This is a genomic window from Mycolicibacterium tusciae (assembly GCF_002086795.1).
Lineage (GTDB): Bacteria > Actinomycetota > Actinomycetes > Mycobacteriales > Mycobacteriaceae > Mycobacterium > Mycobacterium tusciae.
In genome coordinates, this window is sequence record NZ_MVIM01000002.1 from 354,960 (window position 1) to 375,622 (window position 20,663).

Consider the following 20,663-nt stretch of genomic DNA (forward strand, 5'->3'; position numbering starts at 1 on the left):
GCCGCGATCTCAAATCGATGAAGCCTGGGGAAAACGCCGCCGCGGGCCTGTTGCTGCTGTCCACCGTCATCGCCATCGCTTGGGCGAATTCGCCATGGGCGGAAAGCTATTGGACCCTGCTGGACACCCACGTCGGTGTTTCGTTCGGCGAGCACCACTTCGACATGAGCGTCAAGCATCTGGTCAACGACGCGCTCATGGCGTTCTTCTTTTTCATCGTCGGCCTCGAAGTGACACGCGAGTTCGCGATCGGCGAGCTCACCGACCGAGCGAGAGCCGCGGTACCCGTCGTCGCGGCGATCGCGGGTCTCGTCGCGCCCGCCGTCATATTCCTGGTGCTCAACCCCTCCGGCGAGAACGCCCACGCCTGGGGTGTGGTGATCTCCACCGACACCGCGTTCCTGGTGGGTGCGCTCGCCATCATCAAACCGAAATTCCCTGGGCGACTGCGGATCTTCCTACTCACCCTGGCCGTCGTCGACGACGTCGGTGCGCTGATCGTGATCGCGGTGTTCTATTCGGATTCGATCCAGGTGGCACCGCTGGTGGTGTCGGCGCTGCTGCTCATCGCCATCGCGCTGGTGCGGTTTCTGCCCGTCGCCCGCGGCCCCGCGTATGCGGTGCTGGGCTTCGCGTTGTGGGTCGGTCTGTACCTGGCCGGAATTCACCCGACCCTCGCGGGTGTCGCGCTCGCGTTACTCATTCCCGTATTCGCCCCGGAGCGCAGACAGGTCGAGGACGCCGTCGAGGTGATCCGCGCGTTCCGGCAGTCACCGAACTCTCAGTACGCCCGCACGGCCACCCGCCGTCTGCGGCAATCGATTTCCATCAACGAACGACTGCAGACCGACATCGGTCCGTACGTGTCCTTCCTGGTACTACCGTTGTTCGCGTTGGTCAACGCCGGGGTCAGGCTCGACGCGGAGAGCCTGTCCGCCGCGGCGCGCTCACCGTTGACGTGGGGCATCGTCGCCGGGTTGGTGGTGGGGAAGTTCATCGGTATCACCGGTGCGACGTGGCTGATGAGCCGAACGGGGCTCGGCCAGCTGGCTCCCGGGCTTCGGTTGCGCCGGGTCACCGGTGGTGCCGCACTGTCCGGAATCGGCTTCACCATCTCGCTTTTCATCGTCGACATCGCGATCAGCGAACCCGCGCGGCAGGATCAGGCGCGTATCGGCGTCATCGCCGCATCGCTCGTCGCATTTGTCCTCGGCTGGGCCATCTTCCACATCACCGACCTGGTCAGCCCGCCGGAACCCATCGGCCTCAAGCTGATTCGACCGGTCGACCCCGCGCGCGACCACCTCCGCGGCAAACCTGACGCTCCGCTCACGCTGGTGGAGTACGGCGACTACGAATGCCCGTTCTGCAGCCGCGCGACGGGGGCAATCGACGAGGTGCGGACGCGCTTCGGCGACGACCTGCTCTACGTGTGGCGACACCTGCCGCTGGAGCGGGTCCACCCGCGGGCCTTCGACGCGGCACGCGCCGCCGAGGCTGCCGGGTTGCAGGGCAAGTACTTCGAGATGGGTACCGAGTTGTTCGCGCACCAGGACGACCTGGAGTGGTCGGACATCTACCGCTACGCCAACGCGGTCGGGCTCGATCTCGAACAGTTCGATCAGGACGTTCGGGTTCATCCGTCGAAGGTGTTGCACCGCGTCCAGGACGACGCGCAGGACGCCGAGGCGATGGATCTGAACTCGACGCCGACGTTCTTCGTCAACGGTAAGCGGCACAAGGGGCCGTGGGATTCGGCCAGCCTGATCCGGGCTCTGGAGCAAGGCCGCCATGACCGGCCGCCGGTGAGCGGCTAGGCGGCTTCGCCCGCTGCGCGCTTGGCGGCCTTGCGCCGCTTGTACCACTCGAAGACCATCGGCAGGACCGACACCACCACGATGCCGATCACGATGGGCTCGAGGAGGTCCTGGATGATCTGGAACCGGCCGAGCCAGTATCCGAGCAGTGTCAGCCCGACGCCCCATACGACGGCACCGAGGACGTTGAAGAACGTGAACACCGGGTAGCTCATCCTGGCGGCGCCTGCGGTCAGCGGCGCCAGCGTTCGCACGATCGGCACGAATCGCGCGATCACGATCGCGAACGGGCCCCGCTGTTCGAAGAACGCGTGCGCCTCGTCGAGGTAACGCTGCTTGAGGATCCTGGCGTCGGGCTTGAACATCGCCGTGCCGACGTTGCGTCCGATCCAATAGCCGACCTGACCGCCGAGCACCGCGGCGATGGGGATGTACACCAGCAGCTGCCAGAGCTGGAAGTTGATCACCTCGCCGCCGTCGGCCTGCAGCGCCTGGGTGCCCGCGGCGAGCATGCCCGCCACGAACAGCAGCGAGTCACCCGGCAGGATCGGGAACAGCACGCCAGACTCGACGAAGATGACCACCAGCAGTCCCACCAGGGCCCACGTACCGAAATACCCGAGCAACGTCATCGGGTCGAGGAAGTCCGGCATGAGTGCCAGCTGGTCGGCAGCGGCGGAGGTCGTCACAAGGCCCCAAGATACCGGTCTGAGCGGTTGCTGCCGAAATGTCGATTCGGCTTGACCGTGTGCGGTGGCCCCACCCCTGCGAGAATCGCTGTACGTACTGATCGCCGAGAGGAACGCATATGCCCATCGCAACGCCCGAGGTCTACGCGGAGATGCTGAGCCGGGCCAAAGAACATTCCTTCGCGTTTCCCGCCATCAACTGCGTCGGCTCGGAATCGGTCAACGCGGCCATCAAGGGTTTCGCGGACGCCGGTAGTGACGGCATCATCCAGTTCTCCACCGGCGGGGCCGAGTTCGCCTCCGGACTCGGCGTCAAGGACATGGTGACCGGCGCCGTGGCGCTCGCCGAGTTCGCCCACGTCATCGCCGACAAGTATCCGATCACCGTGGCCCTGCACACTGACCACTGTCCGAAGGACAAGTTGGACACCTACGTCAGGCCGTTGCTCGCGATTTCGCAGCAGCGGGTCGCCGGTGGGAGTAACCCGCTGTTCCAGTCGCACATGTGGGACGGTTCGGCGGTGCCGCTCGACGAGAACCTGGACATCGCGCGCGAGCTGCTGAAGGAGGCCGCGGCCGCCAAGATCGTCCTCGAGATCGAGATCGGTGTGGTCGGCGGCGAAGAAGACGGCGTGGCCCACGAGATCAACGACAAGCTCTACACGACGCCGGAGGATTTCGAGAAGACCATCGAGGCGCTCGGCGCGGGTGAGCACGGCAGGTACCTGCTGGCCGCGACGTTCGGCAATGTGCACGGCGTCTACAAGCCGGGCAACGTGAAGCTGCGGCCCGACATTCTCGCCGAGGGCCAGAAGGTGGCGGCGGCAAAACTCGGATTATCGGAGGACGCAAAGCCTTTCGACTTCGTCTTCCATGGTGGGTCTGGCTCGCTGAAGTCCGAGATCGAGGACTCGCTGCGCTACGGCGTCGTGAAGATGAACGTCGACACCGACACCCAGTACGCGTTCACCCGGCCCGTCGCGGCGCACATGTTCACCAACTACGACGGCGTGCTCAAGGTCGACGGCGAAGTCGGCAACAAGAAGGCCTACGACCCGCGCAGCTATCTGAAGAAGGCCGAGGCGTCGATGACCGAACGCGTCATAGAGGCGTGCCGCGACCTGCACTGTGCGGGTCGCTCAGTCACAGCCGGCGGCTAACTGGACGGTGCCTGGCAGATCTTCCACTGGTCGTCGCGGAACTCCAGATCCAGGCTTCGCGTCGAGCGGGTCTGCGGCGCGTAGGCCATGAACGTCGTGACGTTGGCCTCCGCGTGATCGCCGTTGACCACCACCTGGTCGATGCTGGCGATCACGGGATATCGCTTGGCGGCCGCGATCCGCGAGTGGGTGTCGGACCACACCTTGTCGTTGTAGGTGACGTAGTCGTCGCGCGCCTTGCCGCAGGTGATGCTGCGCAGCGTGGCCAGGTCACCTTTCGCGATCGCGGCGTCGTAGTTCTCGATGGCGGAGCGAACCCGATCCTCCTGGGACACCGTGGGCTCCGAACCGCGGGTCAGCAGCAGGGTGCCAAGCACCGCGACGGCCACCAGCGCAGCGATCACCAGCACGACCGCGATCACCCAGCCCAAGCTGCGGTTTTTGGACGGCGGCGATTTGGGCACTTCGCCGCGCGGCGGAATAACTTGTGGTGAAACGGGTTTCGCCACCGGTGCGGCGGCCGTGGCCATGACCTCGGTTGCGGGTTCGGACGGTGTGTCGATCCTCGTCGTGACCCCGGCGTCGAAACCGGAGGGTGCGGTGAACCGGCGCTCGGGTTCTTCCGGCGCGGCGGGCTCTTGAGACAGCGTCTCGGTCGAGATCACCTCGGTTGCCGCGTCGTGCTCGGATTCGGCGGACCCCATCACCTCGGTAGCAGGCGCAGAATCGTCGGCCCCCTGGTCGGTGACCTCATCCGGCTGGTCCGGCCCCTGTGGATTCGACATCGGTACTGCAGCCCTCCGTTACAACGCTTCGGCCGCAAAGCTTAACCATCCGGCGGGACGCCCGCCGGGAGCCGCACGGCACAATGGGTCACATGACACGGATGGGTGACCTTCTCGGGCCGGATCCGGTCCTGCTTCCCGGCGACCCGGCGGCAGAGGCCGAACTGGCCGCCGCCGAAAACCCGGCCATCGTGGCCGCCGCACATCCATCGGCGTCGGTCGCATGGGCCACACTCGCCGAACAGGCGCTCGCCGCCGACCAGGCCGTAACGGCCTACGCCTACGCGCGGACCGGCTATCACCGCGGACTCGACCAGTTGCGCCGCAACGGGTGGAAGGGCTTCGGACCGGTTCCGTACGGTCACGCACCCAACCGCGGATTCCTGCGCTGTGTGGCCGCGTTGGCGCAGGCCGCGGACCAGATCGGCGAAACCGACGAGTATCAGCGTTGCGTGGATCTGCTCGACGACTGCGATCCCGAGGCCAGGCCGGCGCTCGGGCTTGCTTGAGCACTTACGTCTCCGCCTCACACTTGCAGTCGGCGGCTCCCTCGGGCGGTTCCACCTGAACCGTGGCGTGGTCGAGGCCGTGTTCAGCGAGCACGGCGCGCGCGTCGTCGAGCACCAGTGCGGCATCCCGCGTGCTGGTCAGGTGTGCGGTCACCATGTCCTTACCCGGGACCAGCGTCCACACGTGCAGGTCGTGTACCTCGGTGACGCCGTCCACGTCGCACAGCGCCTGGCGTAGTTCGTCGACGTCGATATGGGCCGGCGACGTCTCCGACAGGATCCGCAGCGCCGCGCGGGCCAGTGCGATGGCGCGCGGCAACACCCACAGCGCGACGAACACCGCGACCACGACGTCGGCGTAGGGCCAGCGCGTCGTCACCGTCACGATTCCCGCGATCAGCACACCGATGCTGCCGACGGTGTCGGCGACGACCTCCATGTAGGCGCCCTTGACGGCGAGGCTGCTCTCGGAGTGCGACCGCAACAGCAGGACGACGATGGCGTTGGCGACCAGCCCGGCAACGGCGACGACGATCAGCGGCACGCCGGGGATCTCGGGCGCGTCACCGAGACGTTCGAAGGCCTCGTAGAGGATGAATGCGGCGACCCCGAGGAGCAGCACCGCGTTGGCGACGGCGGTGAACACCTCGGCCCGATGCCAGCCGTAGGTGCGCGCCGGTGACGCGCTGCCGTGTCGGGCGAGCAGGACCGCGGTCAGGCCCATGAACATCGCGACGAGGTCGGTGAGCATGTGGCCGGCGTCGGCCAGCAGCGCGATCGAGTTGATCCACAGCGCGGTCACCAGCTCTATCACGAAGAACGCCGTCAGGATCGCCGCCGCGATCAGCATCCGGCTCACCCGCGCATCGCGCGTTCCGTGGTCGTGCCCAGCGCCCATACCGACAACCTATGCGTAAACGCGCATATGTCGCAAGAGGCTCGCTCAGAACCAGGCGGACCAGAAGCGGGTGAGATCCATACCTGCCATTGCCAAACCGCCGGGCACACCGGAGAGCTCGACGAACCAGAACACCAGCTCGAAGAACCACCGGTTGAGCTGGGGGGTGAACAGCAGAACGATCAGGACGAGCAGACCCCATTGTTTGGCCGGTTCCAGCGCGCGTTGGGTCTGCGGGCTCAGATGCGGCTCTAGCGCGCCGTACCCGTCCAGCCCGGGCACGGGCAGCATGTTCAGCACGAACGCGGTTACCTGGAGAAAACCGAGGAACGCCATGGCCGCCCAGAACACCGCGTGTTCCTGGTCGCGCAGCAGTGCCGTCGGCACCAGCAGAAGCACCGCGAACACGAGGTTGGCGAACGGGCCCGCGAGGCTGACGACTGTCCGCTGGGCCTTGGTCATGAATGACGTCCGCACCCATACCGCACCGCCTGGCAGCCCGATGCCCCCGATCGCGATGATCACCACCGGAAGCACGATCGACAGCAGGGGATTCGAGTACTTGAAAGGGTTGAGGGTCAGATAGCCGCGCACCGGGACGTCGTGGTCGCCAAAGCGCCACGCAGTGAATGCGTGGCCGAACTCGTGGAGGCACAGCGTCACCACCCAACCGGCGACGACGAAAATGAAAACCCCGACGTAGGCGAGCGGCCCGACCGCGCTCGCCGAGAACCACGCCAACGCCCCGCCCACGGCGGTCAGCGCGACGATCGCCAGAAAAACCGGGCTCGGGCGGACCGAGGCCCGGGGGTGCAGCGGACGGACGTTCACGGTTTGACGCTACCGAACCGACAGCCAGCCCTCGGTGTGCCGATAGAACGTCGACCGGCGGACCGGTCGCTGTCCGGCCACCCCGTCGCGGACGACGAGCGCGCCTTCGGTACCCAGCTGGGCGGCGCGGCCCGCGACCCAGCGCTTCGGGCGCATGCGCGACGACAGCGCGGCGGCACGTAGCCCGGGCATGGTCGTGGTCGGTTCGATGCGCACCCCGGTCACGTCGCCGTGGAACAGCACGACGTCGTCGACGGCGGCCTCGCCGCGGAGCGTGGCGGCCCTGTCGTCCGGCGGCAGCCAGTGCGCGGCCCCGACGATCACCTTCCCCGTTTCGTCCCTGATCAGCGGGATTCGGGTGGCGGCGCCGGTGAGGGCGCGCCTGGCCTGCCACGGCCACCGCACCTGCGCGACCTCCACATCGAGGCGGTCGGCCTTCAGCAACCGGCTCAGTACGGCGGCCAGGTCGGCCTGCGAACCCACCACGATGACGCGCCGAGATTCGGTGACGGCATCCTCGCTGATCGTGGCCAGCCCCCGCAGCGACCGGGGCATCCTTCTACCGTCGACCAGCAACACCGCAACGTCAGCGGCTGTCAAAGGGGCTCCTCGGCGTCGGCTGGGATAGGGTGGGTCACCGGCTGGACCCAGACTTTGGGCAGATCAAGCGGGAGAGTACGCGATGCCGGCAATCGTGCTCATCGGCGCACAGTGGGGCGACGAGGGCAAAGGAAAGGCCACCGATCTACTCGGTGGCCGAGTGCAGTGGGTGGTGCGCTACCAGGGCGGCAACAATGCCGGCCACACGGTGGTGCTGCCAACGGGCGAGAACTTCGCCCTTCACCTGATCCCGTCGGGCATCCTGACCCCCGGCGTCACCAACGTCATCGGCAACGGCGTCGTGGTCGATCCGGGAGTCCTCCTCAACGAGCTCAAGGGTCTCGAAGACCGTGGCGTGGACACCGAGCGCCTGCTGATCTCAGCCGACGCGCATCTGCTGATGCCGTATCACGTGGCGATCGACAAGGTCGTCGAGCGGTACGCGGGCAGCAAGAAGATCGGCACCACCGGCCGCGGAATCGGTCCGTGCTACCAGGACAAGATCGCCCGTATCGGGATCAGGGTCGCCGATGTGCTCGACGAGGGCCAGTTGGCCGAAAAGATCGAGGGCGCACTGGATTTCAAGAATCAGGTGCTGGTCAAGATCTACAACCGCAAAGCGCTCGAGCCCGCGGAGGTGGTCGACAACCTGCTGGCCCAGGCCGAGGGTTTCAAGCACCGCATCGCCGATGCCCGATACCTGCTGAACACCGCGCTGGAAAAGGGCGAAACGGTGCTGCTCGAAGGTTCGCAGGGCACACTGCTCGACGTGGACCACGGAACGTATCCCTTTGTCACATCGTCGAATCCGACGGCCGGCGGCGCGGCGGTCGGTTCCGGTATCGGTCCGACGCGCATCACGACGGTGCTGGGGATCCTCAAGGCCTACACCACCCGCGTCGGCTCGGGACCGTTCCCCACCGAGCTGTTCGACGAGTTCGGCGAGTACCTGTCGAAGACGGGCGGCGAGGTCGGGGTGACGACCGGACGTCGGCGCCGCTGCGGCTGGTTCGACGCCGTCATCGCCCGTTACGCGACCCGGGTCAACGGCATCACCGACTACTTCCTCACCAAACTCGATGTGCTGTCGAGCCTGGAGACCGTGCCGGTGTGCGTCGGCTACACCGTCGACGGAAAGCGGGTCGATGACATGCCGATGACCCAGTCCGACCTTCACCGCGCCGAACCCATCTACGAGGAACTGCCCGGCTGGTGGGAGGACATCTCCGACGCGCGCGAGTTCGACGACCTGCCCGCCAAGGCCCGCGACTATGTGCTGCGTCTGGAAGATCTTGCCGGCGCACATGTTTCGTGCATCGGCGTGGGCCCCGGGCGCGAGCAGACGATCGTGCGCCGCGACATTCTGGCAGCTAAGTGACCGACGATCCCAGGCTGGTCGATCCCGACTACGACAAGCACGGCGGCTTCCCGAATTTCCAGGTGGCCGAGCCCGGTCCGGGATTCGGTCGCTTCCTCTCCGCGATGCGCCGGGCGCAGGACCTTGCCGTGTCCGCCGATCCGGACAGCGGGACCTGGGAACAGGCCGCCGACCGTGCCGAGGAACTGGTCAAGCTGCTGGACCCGTTCGAAGCGGCCGAAGGCGTCGGTCCGGCCAACCGCGTCCCGTCCCTGCCCGGGTCGGGCAGCCTGCTGATGCCGCCGTACCGGGTGACGAAGTTCGAGGCCGATGGCGTCGAGTTGACCGTGCAGTTCAGCCGCTATCACGTCGGCGGCAACTATGCCGTCCACGGCGGGGTGCTGCCGCTGATGTTCGATTCGATGTTCGGCATGGTGATCCACGCGTCCGGCAGACCGATCAGCCGGACCGGTTTCCTGCACGTCGACTACCGCGCAGTGACGCCAATCGATGCGCCGCTGACGATGCGCGGATGGGTGCGGGAGGTCGAGGGACGCAAGGCGTTCGTCAATGCCGAGTTGCGTGACCGGGACGAGAAGCTCCTCGCGGAGGCGAACGGGCTGATGATCAGATTGCTCCCCGGCCAGCCGTAGAAGTGCCACGATGGCGGCGTGACCTCCCAACCGATCGACCGCGTGCACAGTCTGTCGACTCCGCGGGCGGCAGCGTTCGCAGGAGTTTTGTTCGCGCTGTTGTTCGGCACCGCACTGGTGATGATCCGCAAGTCCCTACCCGAGGGAGCCGAGCCCGGCTCGCAGTGGGCCGACGGCGGCCACGGCATCAGGGTGTCAGCCATTCTGATGCCCTTCGCGGGCATCGCCTTCCTGTGGTTCATCGGCGTCGTACGCGACGGCTTCGGCGGTTTCGAGGACAAGTTCTTCTCGTCGGTGTTCATCGGCAGCGGACTGCTGTTCCTGGCAATGATCTTCGTATCGTCGGCGGTGGGTGTGGCTCTCACCCACACCGGGCCCGACGGCGCTCTGTTCGGGCAGGCGCTGCTGTTGTCGTTGAGCAAGACGTACGCCCTGCGGATGGCGGCGGTCTTCATGATCTCGCTGGCCACCATCTGGCTGAAAACCGGTCTGATGCCTAAGTGGCTGGTCGGCGTGACTTACCTTGTCGCCGTTGGACTCATCCTGTCGGCCGACATCAGCATGTGGTTGACGCTGGCCTTCCCCATCTGGGTGCTCGTCGTCAGCCTGCTGTTGTTGAGCAGGGCCGGCGTCATCGACCTCGACCGCGACGGACGCTAGTCAGACAACCGCAAAGCCTCTGAGGGGCAAAGCTTCACGGCCTCCCGGGCGTGATCCAACTCGTCGTCCGGAATCTCGTCGACGAGAACCACCACGATGCCGTCGTCGTCCTGATCGAACACCGCCGGTGCCGACATCACACAGTTGCCCGCACTGATACACAGATCGCGGTCGGCTGCGACTTTCACGGCGACACCTCCCAAGTGACCTCCAACGACTTCAGGCCGTAGATGAAATGGAACGATCTGAACTGCACGTCGTCGAAATCCTCGGCCAGCGCCAGCGTGGGGAACCGGCGCAACAACGCCGGAAACGCGATCCGCATCTCCATGCGCGCGAGCGGGGCGCCGAGGCAGTGGTGCACTCCGTGCCCGAATGCCAAGTGCCCGATCGCGCCTCGCCCGATGTCGAACGTCTCGGGGGAGTCGATGAAGTCGGGGTCCCGATTGCCGGACGGCATCGACACGAAAACCATTTCGCCCTTGGGGATCCGTACGCCGGCCACCTCTACCTCGGTGGTGGTGAACCGTGGGATGGCGCTGTGCACGATCGACAGCCAGCGCAGCAACTCCTCGACGGCGGGCCCGACCGCGTCGGGATCGTCACGGACCGCGGCGAGTTGTTCGGGATGCCGCAGGAGGGCAAGGGTGCCTAGACCGAGCATGTTCGACGTGGTCTCGTGCCCGGCGAGCAGCAGCAGACCCGCGATGCCGATGAGTTCGGCGTCGGTGCACTCGTCGCCGTGCTCGCGGACGAGCATCCCGAGGATGTCGTCGCCGGGATGCCTGCGCGCACGGTCGACCAGCGACTGCATGTAGTCGCGGCCCTCCCGTTGCAGGTCGATGCGGTCGGCGATCGGAATGGACAGATCCAGCTGGCGGACGCTGCGTTGCTGGAAGTCGTCGCGATCGTCATAGGGGACGCCAAGCAGCTCGCAGATCACCAGCGACGGGATCGGCAGCGCGAAGCTTTCCACCAGATCGATTGACGGACCGGCGCTTTCCATCGCATCGAGGTGCTGATCGACGATCTCGACGATGCGCGGTTCCAGCCGCTTCATCCGGCGGATGGTGAACTCGGGGGTGAGCATGCGGCGCAGACGCTGGTGCTCCGGTGGGTCGATGGCGAGCAGATTGCCCGCCCGCGAAGCGGCCAGCTCCTCGTTGGATATCAGCGGTGCCCCCGGCATGAAGAACCCCGGCGGGCGGCTGTTGGAGAACCGCTCGTGGTCGGACAGCACTGCCTTGACGTCGTCGTATCTGGTGACGAGATACACCGTCATACCGAACGAGTTCGTCGCGGTGCGAACCCCGGTGGTCTCGCGGATCTCGCGCAGATCCGGTGTCGGGTCGAACGCATTGCGCCGCATGTGCAGCGGCAGCTGCGGGGCCTGGGTTCCGGAGGTGCCGGTCATCTCTTGACGCTACCCGCGAAAAACGAACTCCTGGATCAACGTGTTGACCAGAGGCGGATTCTCGAGCCCGGCAAGGTGGGCCACCCCATCCAGCACGACGAGCTGCGCACCCGGGATGGCCTCGGCCATTGCGGACGTCTCCGGCACTCCGAAGGTGGCGTCCTCGATGCCGGCGACCACCAGCACCGGCGTCGAGATTTTCGCGAACAGCGAACGCTGGTCCGGCCGGGTGGGCACCACACTGCGCACCGCCCATGCAGCGGACCGGATGTCGACGGCCTGCACGGTGTTCCGCACGAATTCCACGACGTCGGGACGGGTCCGAAACGTGGTGGGCCCGAGGAACGCCTTGAGGACGGAGCGGGTCAGGGGTGGCCGGACGCCGCCGAGCAGGTTCGCCAAGCGCAACAGGAATCCGTACTCGAGCTTCTGCCGTGCGCCCGCGGCCGATGCGGTGCAGTTCATCAGCACGGCGCGACCGATGCGGTCGGGATGGCTCGCGGCGAACGTGCCGCCGATCATTCCGCCCCACGAGTTGCCGACGAAATGTGTCCGCTGCACGCCGAGGCTGTCGAGTATGTCGACGATGACGCGCGCACAATCGTCGAAAGTGAATGGCGCAGTGAGCTTCTGGCTACCACCATGGCCGGGCGGATCGACGAGGATGACCTGGCGCGTCGAGCCGAAGTGGTCGGCCTGCGATGACCACATGTCGCCGGTCATCAGCAGGCTCGGCCAGAACATGATGGCTTCGCCGGTTCCGCTAGTGCGGATGCGCACCTTCCCGAGCGCGGTGTCGACCCGCTGTTCGTCCACCAGGTGCACGGTAATCGTCGGTCCTGAGACTGGGCCACCAGATCGCGGGGCCGATGAGCGTGAACAGCGCGGGGATGATCACGGTCCGCACGACGAAGGTGTCCAGCAGGATGCCGAGGCCCACGATGATGCCGACCTGGGTGAGGACGATCAGCGGAAGCACTCCGAGGACACAGAACACCGCGGCCAGCACGATGCCTGCACTGGTGATGACGGCCCCGGTCGCGGAGACGGCGCGGACGATCCCGTCGCGGGTGCCGTGCGTCGGGGTTTCTTCGCGGGCACGGGTGACCAGGAAGATCGTGTAGTCCACGCCGAGCGCCACCAGGAACAGGAACGCGAACAGCGGCGCCGTGTTGTCCAGCGCCGGGAAGCCGAACAGGTGGACGCTGGCCCAGCCGCCCAGCCCCAGCGCCGCCAGCGCGCTGAGCACCGTGACGGCGACGAGGATCAGCGGCGCCAGTGCCGAACGCAGTAGCACGTAGAGCACCGCGAGCACGACGACGAGAATCGCGGGGATCACCACCAGCCGGTCGCGCCCGGCGGCCGCACTCGCATCGCGTGCCGTCGCGTCGGACCCGCCGACCAATGCGTCCTCATCGACCGCATGTACCGAATCACGCAGCGCATCAATGGTTTCGAAAGCCCGATCCGACGCGGGCTCGGCGTCGATGACCACCGACCACTGCGATAGGCCGACGGCACTCTGTCCGGCCGGGCTGGCAGACAGCACGCCGGGGGTGTCCGCGATCGCCTGTGCGATGTCGGCGGCCCGGTCCGTCGGCGCGATGACGCGCGCGGGATCGGTGAGACCGCTCGGGAAATGGTTCGCCAAAGTCTCGTAGCCGTTGACGGATTCGGCCTGTACCCGGAACTGCTCGGTCTGTGAGAGTCCGACGGGTGTGGTCAGCAAGCCGGTACACAGCAGCGCAAGGCCCGCGATGGATACGATCGCGACCCGGCCGGGCCGCTTGGCCACCGCTTCGGCGATGCGGTGCCAGATTCCGCTGTCGGTCAGGGGTTCCGCCCCGAGTTGCGGGATGAAGGGCCAGAACAACCGCTTACCGAACAGGCCGAGCAGCGGCGGCAGCACGAGCAGCACGAAGACCGCGGCGACCACCAGACCCGAAGCGGCCTGTACGCCCAGGCTGCGCACGCTCGGCGACGACGCGAACAGCAGCGTCAGCAGCGCCAGCACCACGGTCGCGTTGCTCGCGATGATCGCCGGGCCCGCGCGTCGCACCGCGATATCGAGAGCCTCGTGGTGATCGTTGTGGCGGCCCAACTCCTCTCGATAGCGAGAGATGAGCAGCAGCGCGTAGTTGGTGCCGGCACCGAATACCAGCACACTGGTGATGCCCGATGTCGAACCGTCAGGATTCATCCCGAGCCCGCTGGCGACCGCGGTGCCCACCACGGCGGCCACCCGGTCGGCGAAGCCGATCACCAGCAGCGGTACCAGCCAGAGCACCGGAGATCGGTAGGTGACTATCAGCAGCAGCGCCACCACCGCCGCGGTGACCGCGAGCAGCGTGAAGTTGGCCCCCGAGAAGGAGTTCGCGATGTCGGCGCCGAAGGCGGGTCCACCGGTGACCTCGGTCCGCAGATCGCCGGGAAGCCCCTCGGCCGCCGATTGCCGAAGCTCCTTGACCGCGTCGCTGAGTGCGAATCCGGTGAGGTCGGCGTCCAACGGCACGACGGTCAGTGCGGCCGCACCGTCCTCGGACACCTGGGCCCGCCATTTCTGCTGGATGGCGGCGAGGTCGGCAGCGTCCAGGCGGGCGCCGTCGTTGCGCGTGATCACGATGATCGCCGGGACTTCGTCACCGCCGGGGAACTGTGAGCGGATCGCGTCCGCGCGCGCGGATTCGGCGTCCTCGGGCACCGCGACCGGGGAACGTTCGGCGGAGTCATCACCGGCGACAAGCGCCATCAACGCACCGGAGACGACCACCACCAGCACTGCCAGGAGCCAGGACAAGCGACGCGACATGCCTCCAATATTTCAGATACTTAAATATTAATCAAATGAATGTTTTCGGCTTATGCTTCCCCTGTGAACGACGACCGCGACGCACTGGAGGCGATGATCGCGGCCGACGTGCGGGCCATGAACGCGGAGTCCGACCAGATCGGCCGTCACTTCGCCGGGCAACACGATGTCGGGGCCAACGACTTTCGTGCGTTGCTGCACATCATGGTCGCCGAGACCGCCGGAACCCCACTGACCGCGGGCGAACTCCGCAAACGGATGGGCATGTCCGGCGCGGCGATCACGTACCTGGTCGAGCGGATGATCGCATCGGACCACCTGCTGCGCGAGTCCGATCCCGCCGACCGTCGCAAGGTCATCCTGCGTGTCGCCGACCACGGGATGCACGTCGCACGCGGCTTTTTCACCCCGTTGGCCGAGCAGACCCGCATCGCGCTGGCCGGAGTCTCCGACGACGATCTCCGCGCCGCACACCGCACCTTCACGGCCCTCATCGCTGCGATGGATGCGTTCCGCAACCAGCTCGACGTGACGTCCGGTTGAGGTTCACCCCCTCGCGATCCGCGCATCTGGCAGGCTGGACCCGCGATGAGTGAAACGACCGACAGTGACGAGTTAATGGCGCAGATCGACTCCGACGAGGTCGAGACGGCGCCCGAACCCAGTCCCGAACCCGCCCCCCAGACCACGGTCATGCTGCTCGGGTCGGGCGAATTGAGCCGGGAGCTGACGCTCGCGTTTCAGCGGCTCGGCGCCACCGTCATCGCGGTGGACCGCTATGCCGATGCGCCGGCGCACGGCGTCGCCGACCGATCGGCCGTCGTCAAGCTGAACGACGCCGATGCGGTGACGGCGGTGATCGAGAAGGAGCAGCCGAGGTACGTGGTGGCCGAGGCGACCCTGGTCGCCGCGGACGCGCTGATCGCGGTGGCCGAACGCGGCGACATCGAGGTGTTCCCGACGCCGCGCAGCACCCGGCTGTCCCTCGACCGCGAGGGGCTGCGGCGGCTCGCCGCCGACGAACTCGGCCTGCCGACCGCCCCGTTCTGGTTCGCGGGTTCTGCGGAGGAACTGAGCGCGGTAGCGCGGCACGCAGGCTTTCCGCTGGTCGTCAAGCCGATCGCGGCGGCTCCCGGGGTGGGCGAGTCGGTGCTGGTGCGTCCCGAAGACGTCGAGCCGGCCTGGCATCGCGCCGTCGCCGCGGGCCGGATACCGCACAACCGGGTGATGGCCGAGGCTGTCGTCGAAGTGGATTTCGAGGTGACACTGCTCACCATCCGCACCATCGGGTCGACCGGGCCCGTGGTGCACTTCTGTGAACCGATCGGGCACCGGCAGCTCGGCGGCGACATGCTCGAGTCCTGGCAGCCTCAGCAGCTGTCACCCGCCGCGCTGGATGCCGCGAAGTCGATCGGGGCCCGGATCGTCAACTCGCTGGGTGGCCGCGGTGTGTTCGGTGTCGAGGTGCTGGTGCGCGGTGACGAGGTCTACTTCGACAACGTGCGGCCGCGACCCTATGACAGCGGGCTGGTAACGCTTCGCTCGCAACGACTTTCGCAGTTCGAGCTGCATGCGCGCGCGATCCTCGGCTTGTCGGTGGACACCATCATGATCTCGCCGGCGGCCGCGGAGGTCAGTTATGCCGGAGCCGACGCGACCGAGAGTGGTGGCGCTCCGCTGAACGCGGTGCTGACCGAGGCGCTGGCCGTGGCGGAAAGCGATGTCCGACTGTTCGGCAGGCCCGACGAGACCGAGGGGCGGCGCCGCCTTGGGGTGGCGCTCGCGACCGCCCCGGACCCGATCATCGCCAGGGACCGGGCCCGCCGGGTTTCCGCGGCGCTGCGCAGACTCTGGTAGCCATGAACGAGCCCGAGCCCAATTCCGAACCGGAGCCCAGCGCGGACCGGCCTTCTGCGGCACCTTTCCTGGGTGCGCTGGCAATCATTTCGATTGTCGTGATCGCAATTGCGCTGGTGAATTTCTTCCAGGGTGACGAGTTGTCGCCGGAGCAGCAGATCGTGCGCGCGGCGGTGGCGCAGAACGATGCGCTACAGAAGGAGAATTACGCCGACTTCCGCAGCAACATGTGCCGTGCGGAGCAGGGCACCGAGGCTGAAGTGCTTGCCGATCAACGCGATTCGAAGGAAAACCAGGGCACGCGACGCATCGCCGACGTCACCGACGTGGTGGTCAACGGCGATCGCGCCACGGCCAAGGTGACCTACCAGTTCGACAAGGCGTCGGACGTCACCACCGATGTCGAAACGACGTTCGTGCTCGAGGACGGGGCATGGAAGGTCTGTACACAGGCCCCCAGCTAGCTGTGGGACACTCACGATCGTGAGCTATGCCGGAGACATCACGCCTGCGGAGGCATGGAAGCTGCTGACCGAGAACCCGGAGGCGGTGCTGGTCGACTGTCGAACCGAGGCCGAGTGGCGGTTCGTCGGGGTGGCCGATCTCTCGAGTCTGGACCGCGAGGTCGTCTACGTCGAATGGAACACTTCGGACGGCAAACACAACGACGATTTCGTCGACGACCTCGTGGAGAAGATCGGGGTCGCGGGTCCCGTCAAGGAAAGACCGGTGGTGTTCCTGTGCCGCTCCGGCAATCGCTCGATCCCTGCCGCCGAGGCCGCGACAGACGCCGGCATCGCACCGTCCTACAACATGCTCGATGGGTTCGAGGGCAATCTCGATGAAAACAAGCACCGAGGCGGCACCGGATGGAAGGCCGTCGGCCTGCCGTGGAGGCAGTCGTGAGCCCAGAGGCTTTTTCCGTCCGTCGGCCGGCCGAACTGCCCGAGGGCGTCAGCCAGGCGACCATCGGAGTGCGCGGCGGCCTGCTGCGGTCAGGCTTTCAGGAGACCGCCGAGGCGATGTACCTCACGTCGGGGTACGTGTATTCCTCTGCGGCAGAGGCGGAGAAGGCGTTCACGGGCGACATCGACCGCTACGTCTACTCGCGCTACGGAAATCCGACGATCTCGATGTTCGAGGAGCGGCTGCGGCTGATCGAGGGTGCGCCGGCGTGTTTCGCGACAGCGACGGGGATGGCCGCGGTGTTCACCTCGCTGGGTGCGCTGCTCGCCGCGGGTGACCGATTGGTCGCCGCGCGCAGCCTCTTCGGTTCGTGCTTCGTGGTCTGCAGCGAGATCCTGCCGCGCTGGGGTGTGGAGACGGTGTTCGTCGACGGCGACGACCTCTCGCAGTGGGAGGAGGCGCTTTCGGTGCCCACGCAGGCGGTGTTCTTCGAGACGCCGTCGAACCCGATGCAGCAGCTCGTGGACATCGCCGCGGTATGTGAGATGGCCCATGCGGTCGGTGCGAAGGTGGTGCTGGACAACGTTTTCGCCACACCTATTCTGCAGCAGGGCATGCCGCTGGGCGCCGATGTAGTCGTGTATTCGGGCACCAAGCACATCGACGGGCAGGGCCGGGTGCTCGGCGGCGCGATTCTCGGCGACAAGCAGTACATCGACGAGCCCGTGCAGAAGCTGATGCGGCACACCGGCCCCGCGCTGAGCCCCTTCAACGCGTGGACCCTGCTGAAGGGTCTGGAGACGTTGTCGGTGCGCGTCGAGTACCAGAACGCGTCGGCGCACCGCGTCGCCGAGTTCCTGGAGAACCATCCGGCCGTGAGCTGGGTGCGGTACCCGTTCCTGGAGTCGCATCCGCAGTACGACCTGGCGAAGCGCCAGATGACCGGCGGTGGAACGGTTGTCACGTTCGAGCTCAAGGCGGCCGGCGGTGCCGATAATTCAAGTGCCGGCAAGGACCGCGCATTCGAGGTGCTCGACAAGCTACGGATCGTCGACATCTCGAACAACCTCGGCGATTCCAAGTCGCTGATCACCCACCCGGCCACCACCACGCACCGCTCGATGGGGCCGGAGGGTCGCGCCGCGATCGGTCTCGGCGACGGGGTGGTGCGCATCTCGGTGGGGTTGGAGGGAACCGAGGACCTCATCGGCGATCTCGACCAGGCGTTGTCGTAGGTTCAACGGTGTCTCGCAAGTCCCAAGCGAAACAGGCTCGCCGCAAGAAGCGGCAGACGGCCCAGAACTCGCGATGGATTCCCGACACCGTGCTCGAAGGGCTCTCCGACGACATCGAGCTTGCTGCGGTGCTAGAGCGGCTCGACGAGCGAATCACGGAGCGCGGCTGGGTTTTTGACGAAGAGCTCTCCGATGATGAGTCGGCGCTCTGGTATTTCATCCCGTCGACGGCGGAGGTCCCTGACGTCGGGGACGTGGTGCCCGTGACCACGATCGCCATGACGTCGGACGACGTCGACGTCGTCCACGTCGTGTTCGTCGGCACCGCCGATGACTACCAGTTCGGGCTCGAGGAGTTGTTCGAGAATCTGGACGCGATCGAGGATTACCGCATGGGGAGCCCGATCCCGCAGTTCGCCTAGGGCTTGTCCTCGACGACGCCCTGCGCGTCCTGCGCGCGCTGCTCGTAGCTCTGGCGCGCCTGCCGGTCGAAGGTCAGGAAAACAGTGTCGTTGCCCATCTTGTGCGACATCCAGCGACGCGTCTTCGCCGACAGCATCGGCGTGATCGCACCGAAGAATCGCCCCCACGGCGGTACCGATGCCAGCGTCTTCGGCTTGTCCAGCACCTTGAGGACGGCCGCCGCAATGTCCTCGGGCTCCACCGGTTTCTGCGCCGCGGAGGTGTGGGTGCCGGCGACCAACTCGGTGTTGGTGAACGTCGGCATCACACAGCTCACCTCGACGCCCTGTGGCGAGAATTCGTCGGCGAGCCCCGAGGACAGTCCGACCACCGCGAACTTGGTGCCTGCGTAGACAACCTGTCCCGGGACGGCCAGCATGCCGGCAAGTGAGGCGATATTGATGATGTGGCCGCTGCGACGAGCGACCATCTCGGGCAGCACCAACTGGCATCCGGTGAGCACGCCATAGAAGTTCACCTCGATGGTCGAGCGGATGGTCTGTTCCGACTGCTCCAGAAACGGTCCGATCGGCATGACGCCTGCGTTGTTGATCAGCACGTCGATTCGGCCACCGCCGTCAGTACGCGCCTTGTCGAGGAACGCTGCGAACGATTGCCGGTCGGTGACATCCAGCGGATAGCCCGAGACCTGGCCGAGGTTGGTCAGCTTAGCGACGGCCGATTCCTGCAGGGCTACCTCGCGGTCACCGATGACCACGCGGGCGCCACGGGCCAGCAGCGCTTTGGCGGTGGCGTATCCGATGCCGCGGGCGGCGCCGGTGATCGCGATGGTTTTTCCCCGGATGTTGTCCATGCGGCCGAACTTTACACGTGTCAAGTTTGGCTCGGAAGGGGATGTGCTGGTGCTGGCAGCGCAGAATCTTGGTCGCCGGCGCCGCGTCCATCTACCGTGGGGCCGTGACTTCAGAGCACGACAAGACGAAGGTCGAGCCGCGGCTCTACATCTTCCCCCACACCGGTGGGTCGGCCAACTTCTACGTGCCGTTCGCCCGAGCGTTCACCGGTGGCACCAAATGCGTGGGGGTCCAGTACCCGGGCAAGCGCGCAGGCAAGGACCTGTCTCAGTACACGAGTCTCCCCGACCTGGCCGACAAGCTCTGCACACTGCTCAAGCCCGCCGATGCTCCGGCAGGGCAGGTCGCGTTCTTCGGGCACAGCATGGGTGCCCTGCTGGCCTTCGAGGTTGCGATGCGTTTCGAACGGGCCGGGAATCCCATCGCGGCATTCTTCGCATCGGCGTCCGCCGCCCCCGGGCTGTTACGGCAGCACGGCGGTCTGCAGGGTTCTGACCTGGAGATGCTGAGCTTGGTGAGCGACGTCACCGGGGCCAATCCGGAGTTTCTCAATGACGAGCAATTCGCCGCCACCCTGCTGCCGACGCTGCGCGGCCTGAAGGCGATCGCATCCTACGACTGCCCGCCCGAGACGAAGGTATCGTGCCCCATCTACGGGCTGATGGCCGACAACGACGAGTTGGCCACTGCCGAACTGATGACACCGTGGGCGCAACGTACAACGTCGGACTTCGATCTCACCGTCTTCCCCGGCGACCATTTCTACATCAACGCTAATTTGCTGCAACTCGCGCCGTGGGTGGAGGAACGCTTGCTCACCCGATGCTCCGGTGCACCGCCGAGTGGGTAGCGGGGTGTCCACTGCAGCACCGGTCTTCGACCGTCAGCCCACGGCCGGTGATCGCGGGATTGCTGACTGGTGAGACTTTTGCTCAGCAAACGTTAAGGGAGAACTGGAGAGCAAATCTCGCCGCCGACGGTTCATGGAACGTCCTAGGCTCCAAAAAAGCAGCGCACCGGCAGCGCTGGCGCATGATCTGTCGAGATGCACTGGACCACGATCACCACGGGCAAAGTTTTTCATCTGCGCACATAGTAGGTGTGTCAGCTGCGGCGCCTTGACCGATTGGGCAACCGATTGACGCGACTGTTAAATTCGGTGCAGGGTCCGCACCCGCACGGGCCCGGGAAGTGTCGGCGCTTGGC

At 66.3% G+C, this 20,663-nt stretch carries 23 protein-coding genes; 13 read left to right on the forward strand and 10 right to left on the reverse strand.

The features are described from left to right. The first annotated feature begins 17 nt into the window (after positions 1-17). Entirely contained in the window at positions 18-1,817 is a 1,800-nt protein-coding gene (nhaA, locus tag BST47_RS04790; RefSeq protein ID WP_234809570.1) for a Na+/H+ antiporter NhaA, read from the forward strand. Here nhaA and BST47_RS04795 read toward each other — a convergent pair. Next, positions 1,814-2,470 carry a VTT domain-containing protein gene (locus tag BST47_RS04795; protein WP_083124279.1) on the reverse strand — a complete coding sequence of 219 codons (657 nt, stop codon included), beginning with the start codon at positions 2,468-2,470 and terminating at the stop codon, positions 1,814-1,816. The two genes, nhaA and BST47_RS04795, sit on opposite strands and share 4 nt — an antisense overlap. Positions 2,471-2,625: 155 nt before the next feature. Between BST47_RS04795 and fbaA the strand changes: the two genes are divergently transcribed. Further along, on the forward strand, positions 2,626-3,666 hold the full coding sequence (fbaA, locus tag BST47_RS04800) for a class II fructose-bisphosphate aldolase (protein ID WP_083124065.1): 1,041 nt from the start codon (positions 2,626-2,628) through the stop codon (positions 3,664-3,666). Here the strand turns inward: fbaA and BST47_RS04805 are convergent. After that, positions 3,663-4,451, reverse strand: coding sequence for an Rv0361 family membrane protein (locus BST47_RS04805; RefSeq protein ID WP_083124066.1), 789 nt, complete (start codon positions 4,449-4,451; stop codon positions 3,663-3,665). The genes fbaA and BST47_RS04805 overlap by 4 nt on opposite strands. 92 nt (positions 4,452-4,543) lie before the next feature. Between BST47_RS04805 and BST47_RS04810 the strand changes: the two genes are divergently transcribed. Further along, the gene (locus BST47_RS04810) at positions 4,544-4,960 is read left to right on the forward strand and encodes a DUF3151 domain-containing protein (protein ID WP_083124280.1); all 417 of its coding nucleotides are present in this window, start codon (positions 4,544-4,546) and stop codon (positions 4,958-4,960) included. Between the two features lie 4 nt (positions 4,961-4,964). On the opposite strand, the gene BST47_RS04815 is transcribed toward BST47_RS04810, so the two are convergent. The 3 genes from BST47_RS04815 to BST47_RS04825 are packed head-to-tail and all read right to left on the reverse strand — an operon-like array spanning position 4,965 to position 7,244. Next, positions 4,965-5,858 carry a cation diffusion facilitator family transporter gene (locus BST47_RS04815; RefSeq protein ID WP_083124067.1) on the reverse strand — a complete coding sequence of 298 codons (894 nt, stop codon included), beginning with the start codon at positions 5,856-5,858 and terminating at the stop codon, positions 4,965-4,967. Between the two features lie 45 nt (positions 5,859-5,903). Next, positions 5,904-6,689: a site-2 protease family protein gene (locus BST47_RS04820; RefSeq protein WP_083124068.1), complete on the reverse strand. Its 786-nt coding sequence runs from the start codon at positions 6,687-6,689 to the stop codon at positions 5,904-5,906. A 9-nt stretch (positions 6,690-6,698) separates the two neighbouring features. Beyond that, a complete protein-coding gene (locus BST47_RS04825) occupies positions 6,699-7,244 on the reverse strand; it encodes a peptidase M50 (protein ID WP_083124069.1) in 546 nt (181 codons plus the stop codon). A gap of 127 nt (positions 7,245-7,371) precedes the next feature. On the opposite strand from BST47_RS04825, the gene BST47_RS04830 reads away from it, so the two are divergent. The 3 genes from BST47_RS04830 to BST47_RS04840 are packed head-to-tail and all read left to right on the forward strand — an operon-like array spanning position 7,372 to position 9,959. Further along, a complete protein-coding gene (locus BST47_RS04830) occupies positions 7,372-8,667 on the forward strand; it encodes an adenylosuccinate synthase (RefSeq protein WP_083124070.1) in 1,296 nt (431 codons plus the stop codon). Further along, complete coding sequence (locus BST47_RS04835) at positions 8,664-9,299, forward strand: PaaI family thioesterase (protein WP_083124071.1); 636 nt, start codon at positions 8,664-8,666, stop codon at positions 9,297-9,299. The genes BST47_RS04830 and BST47_RS04835 overlap by 4 nt, the downstream gene beginning before the upstream one ends. A 51-nt stretch (positions 9,300-9,350) precedes the next feature. Next, on the forward strand, positions 9,351-9,959 hold the full coding sequence (locus tag BST47_RS04840; protein WP_083124281.1) for a hypothetical protein: 609 nt from the start codon (positions 9,351-9,353) through the stop codon (positions 9,957-9,959). Here the strand turns inward: BST47_RS04840 and BST47_RS04845 are convergent. From BST47_RS04845 to BST47_RS04860, 4 genes are read right to left on the reverse strand one after another with little or no spacing between them, the layout of a single operon-like run. Then, a complete protein-coding gene (locus BST47_RS04845) occupies positions 9,956-10,147 on the reverse strand; it encodes a ferredoxin (RefSeq protein WP_083124072.1) in 192 nt (63 codons plus the stop codon). The two genes, BST47_RS04840 and BST47_RS04845, sit on opposite strands and share 4 nt — an antisense overlap. Beyond that, complete coding sequence (locus BST47_RS04850; RefSeq protein ID WP_083124073.1) at positions 10,144-11,373, reverse strand: cytochrome P450; 1,230 nt, start codon at positions 11,371-11,373, stop codon at positions 10,144-10,146. Before BST47_RS04850 ends, BST47_RS04845 begins: the two co-directional genes overlap by 4 nt. Positions 11,374-11,382: 9 nt before the next feature. After that, positions 11,383-12,117, reverse strand: coding sequence for an alpha/beta fold hydrolase (locus BST47_RS04855; protein ID WP_165799744.1), 735 nt, complete (start codon positions 12,115-12,117; stop codon positions 11,383-11,385). A 19-nt stretch (positions 12,118-12,136) separates the two neighbouring features. Then, a complete protein-coding gene (locus tag BST47_RS04860; protein ID WP_083124075.1) occupies positions 12,137-14,182 on the reverse strand; it encodes an MMPL family transporter in 2,046 nt (681 codons plus the stop codon). A gap of 39 nt (positions 14,183-14,221) precedes the next feature. Here BST47_RS04860 and BST47_RS04865 point away from each other — a divergent pair, with 39 nt between their 5' ends. Genes BST47_RS04865 through BST47_RS04890 form a run of 6 tightly spaced genes read left to right on the forward strand, consistent with a single transcriptional unit; the run spans position 14,222 to position 18,602 of the window. After that, on the forward strand, positions 14,222-14,725 hold the full coding sequence (locus BST47_RS04865) for a MarR family winged helix-turn-helix transcriptional regulator (protein ID WP_083124076.1): 504 nt from the start codon (positions 14,222-14,224) through the stop codon (positions 14,723-14,725). Between the two features lie 45 nt (positions 14,726-14,770). Continuing rightward, a complete protein-coding gene (gene purT / locus BST47_RS04870; protein ID WP_083124077.1) occupies positions 14,771-16,039 on the forward strand; it encodes a formate-dependent phosphoribosylglycinamide formyltransferase in 1,269 nt (422 codons plus the stop codon). A 2-nt stretch (positions 16,040-16,041) separates the two neighbouring features. Then, positions 16,042-16,503 (forward strand): Rv0361 family membrane protein, encoded by a 462-nt coding sequence (locus BST47_RS04875; protein ID WP_083124078.1) that lies wholly within the window; start codon positions 16,042-16,044, stop codon positions 16,501-16,503. A 19-nt stretch (positions 16,504-16,522) separates the two neighbouring features. Then, positions 16,523-16,945, forward strand: coding sequence for a rhodanese-like domain-containing protein (locus BST47_RS04880; RefSeq protein ID WP_083124079.1), 423 nt, complete (start codon positions 16,523-16,525; stop codon positions 16,943-16,945). Further along, entirely contained in the window at positions 16,909-18,180 is a 1,272-nt protein-coding gene (locus BST47_RS04885; RefSeq protein ID WP_165799739.1) for an O-succinylhomoserine sulfhydrylase, read from the forward strand. Before BST47_RS04880 ends, BST47_RS04885 begins: the two co-directional genes overlap by 37 nt. Before the next feature lie 8 nt (positions 18,181-18,188). Continuing rightward, on the forward strand, positions 18,189-18,602 hold the full coding sequence (locus BST47_RS04890) for a hypothetical protein (RefSeq protein WP_083124080.1): 414 nt from the start codon (positions 18,189-18,191) through the stop codon (positions 18,600-18,602). Here BST47_RS04890 and BST47_RS04895 read toward each other — a convergent pair. Then, positions 18,599-19,456: an SDR family oxidoreductase gene (locus tag BST47_RS04895; RefSeq protein WP_083124081.1), complete on the reverse strand. Its 858-nt coding sequence runs from the start codon at positions 19,454-19,456 to the stop codon at positions 18,599-18,601. The two genes, BST47_RS04890 and BST47_RS04895, sit on opposite strands and share 4 nt — an antisense overlap. A gap of 41 nt (positions 19,457-19,497) precedes the next feature. Here BST47_RS04895 and BST47_RS04900 point away from each other — a divergent pair, with 41 nt between their 5' ends. Then, on the forward strand, positions 19,498-20,307 hold the full coding sequence (locus tag BST47_RS04900) for a thioesterase II family protein (RefSeq protein WP_083124082.1): 810 nt from the start codon (positions 19,498-19,500) through the stop codon (positions 20,305-20,307). Positions 20,308-20,663: the final 356 nt, after the last annotated feature.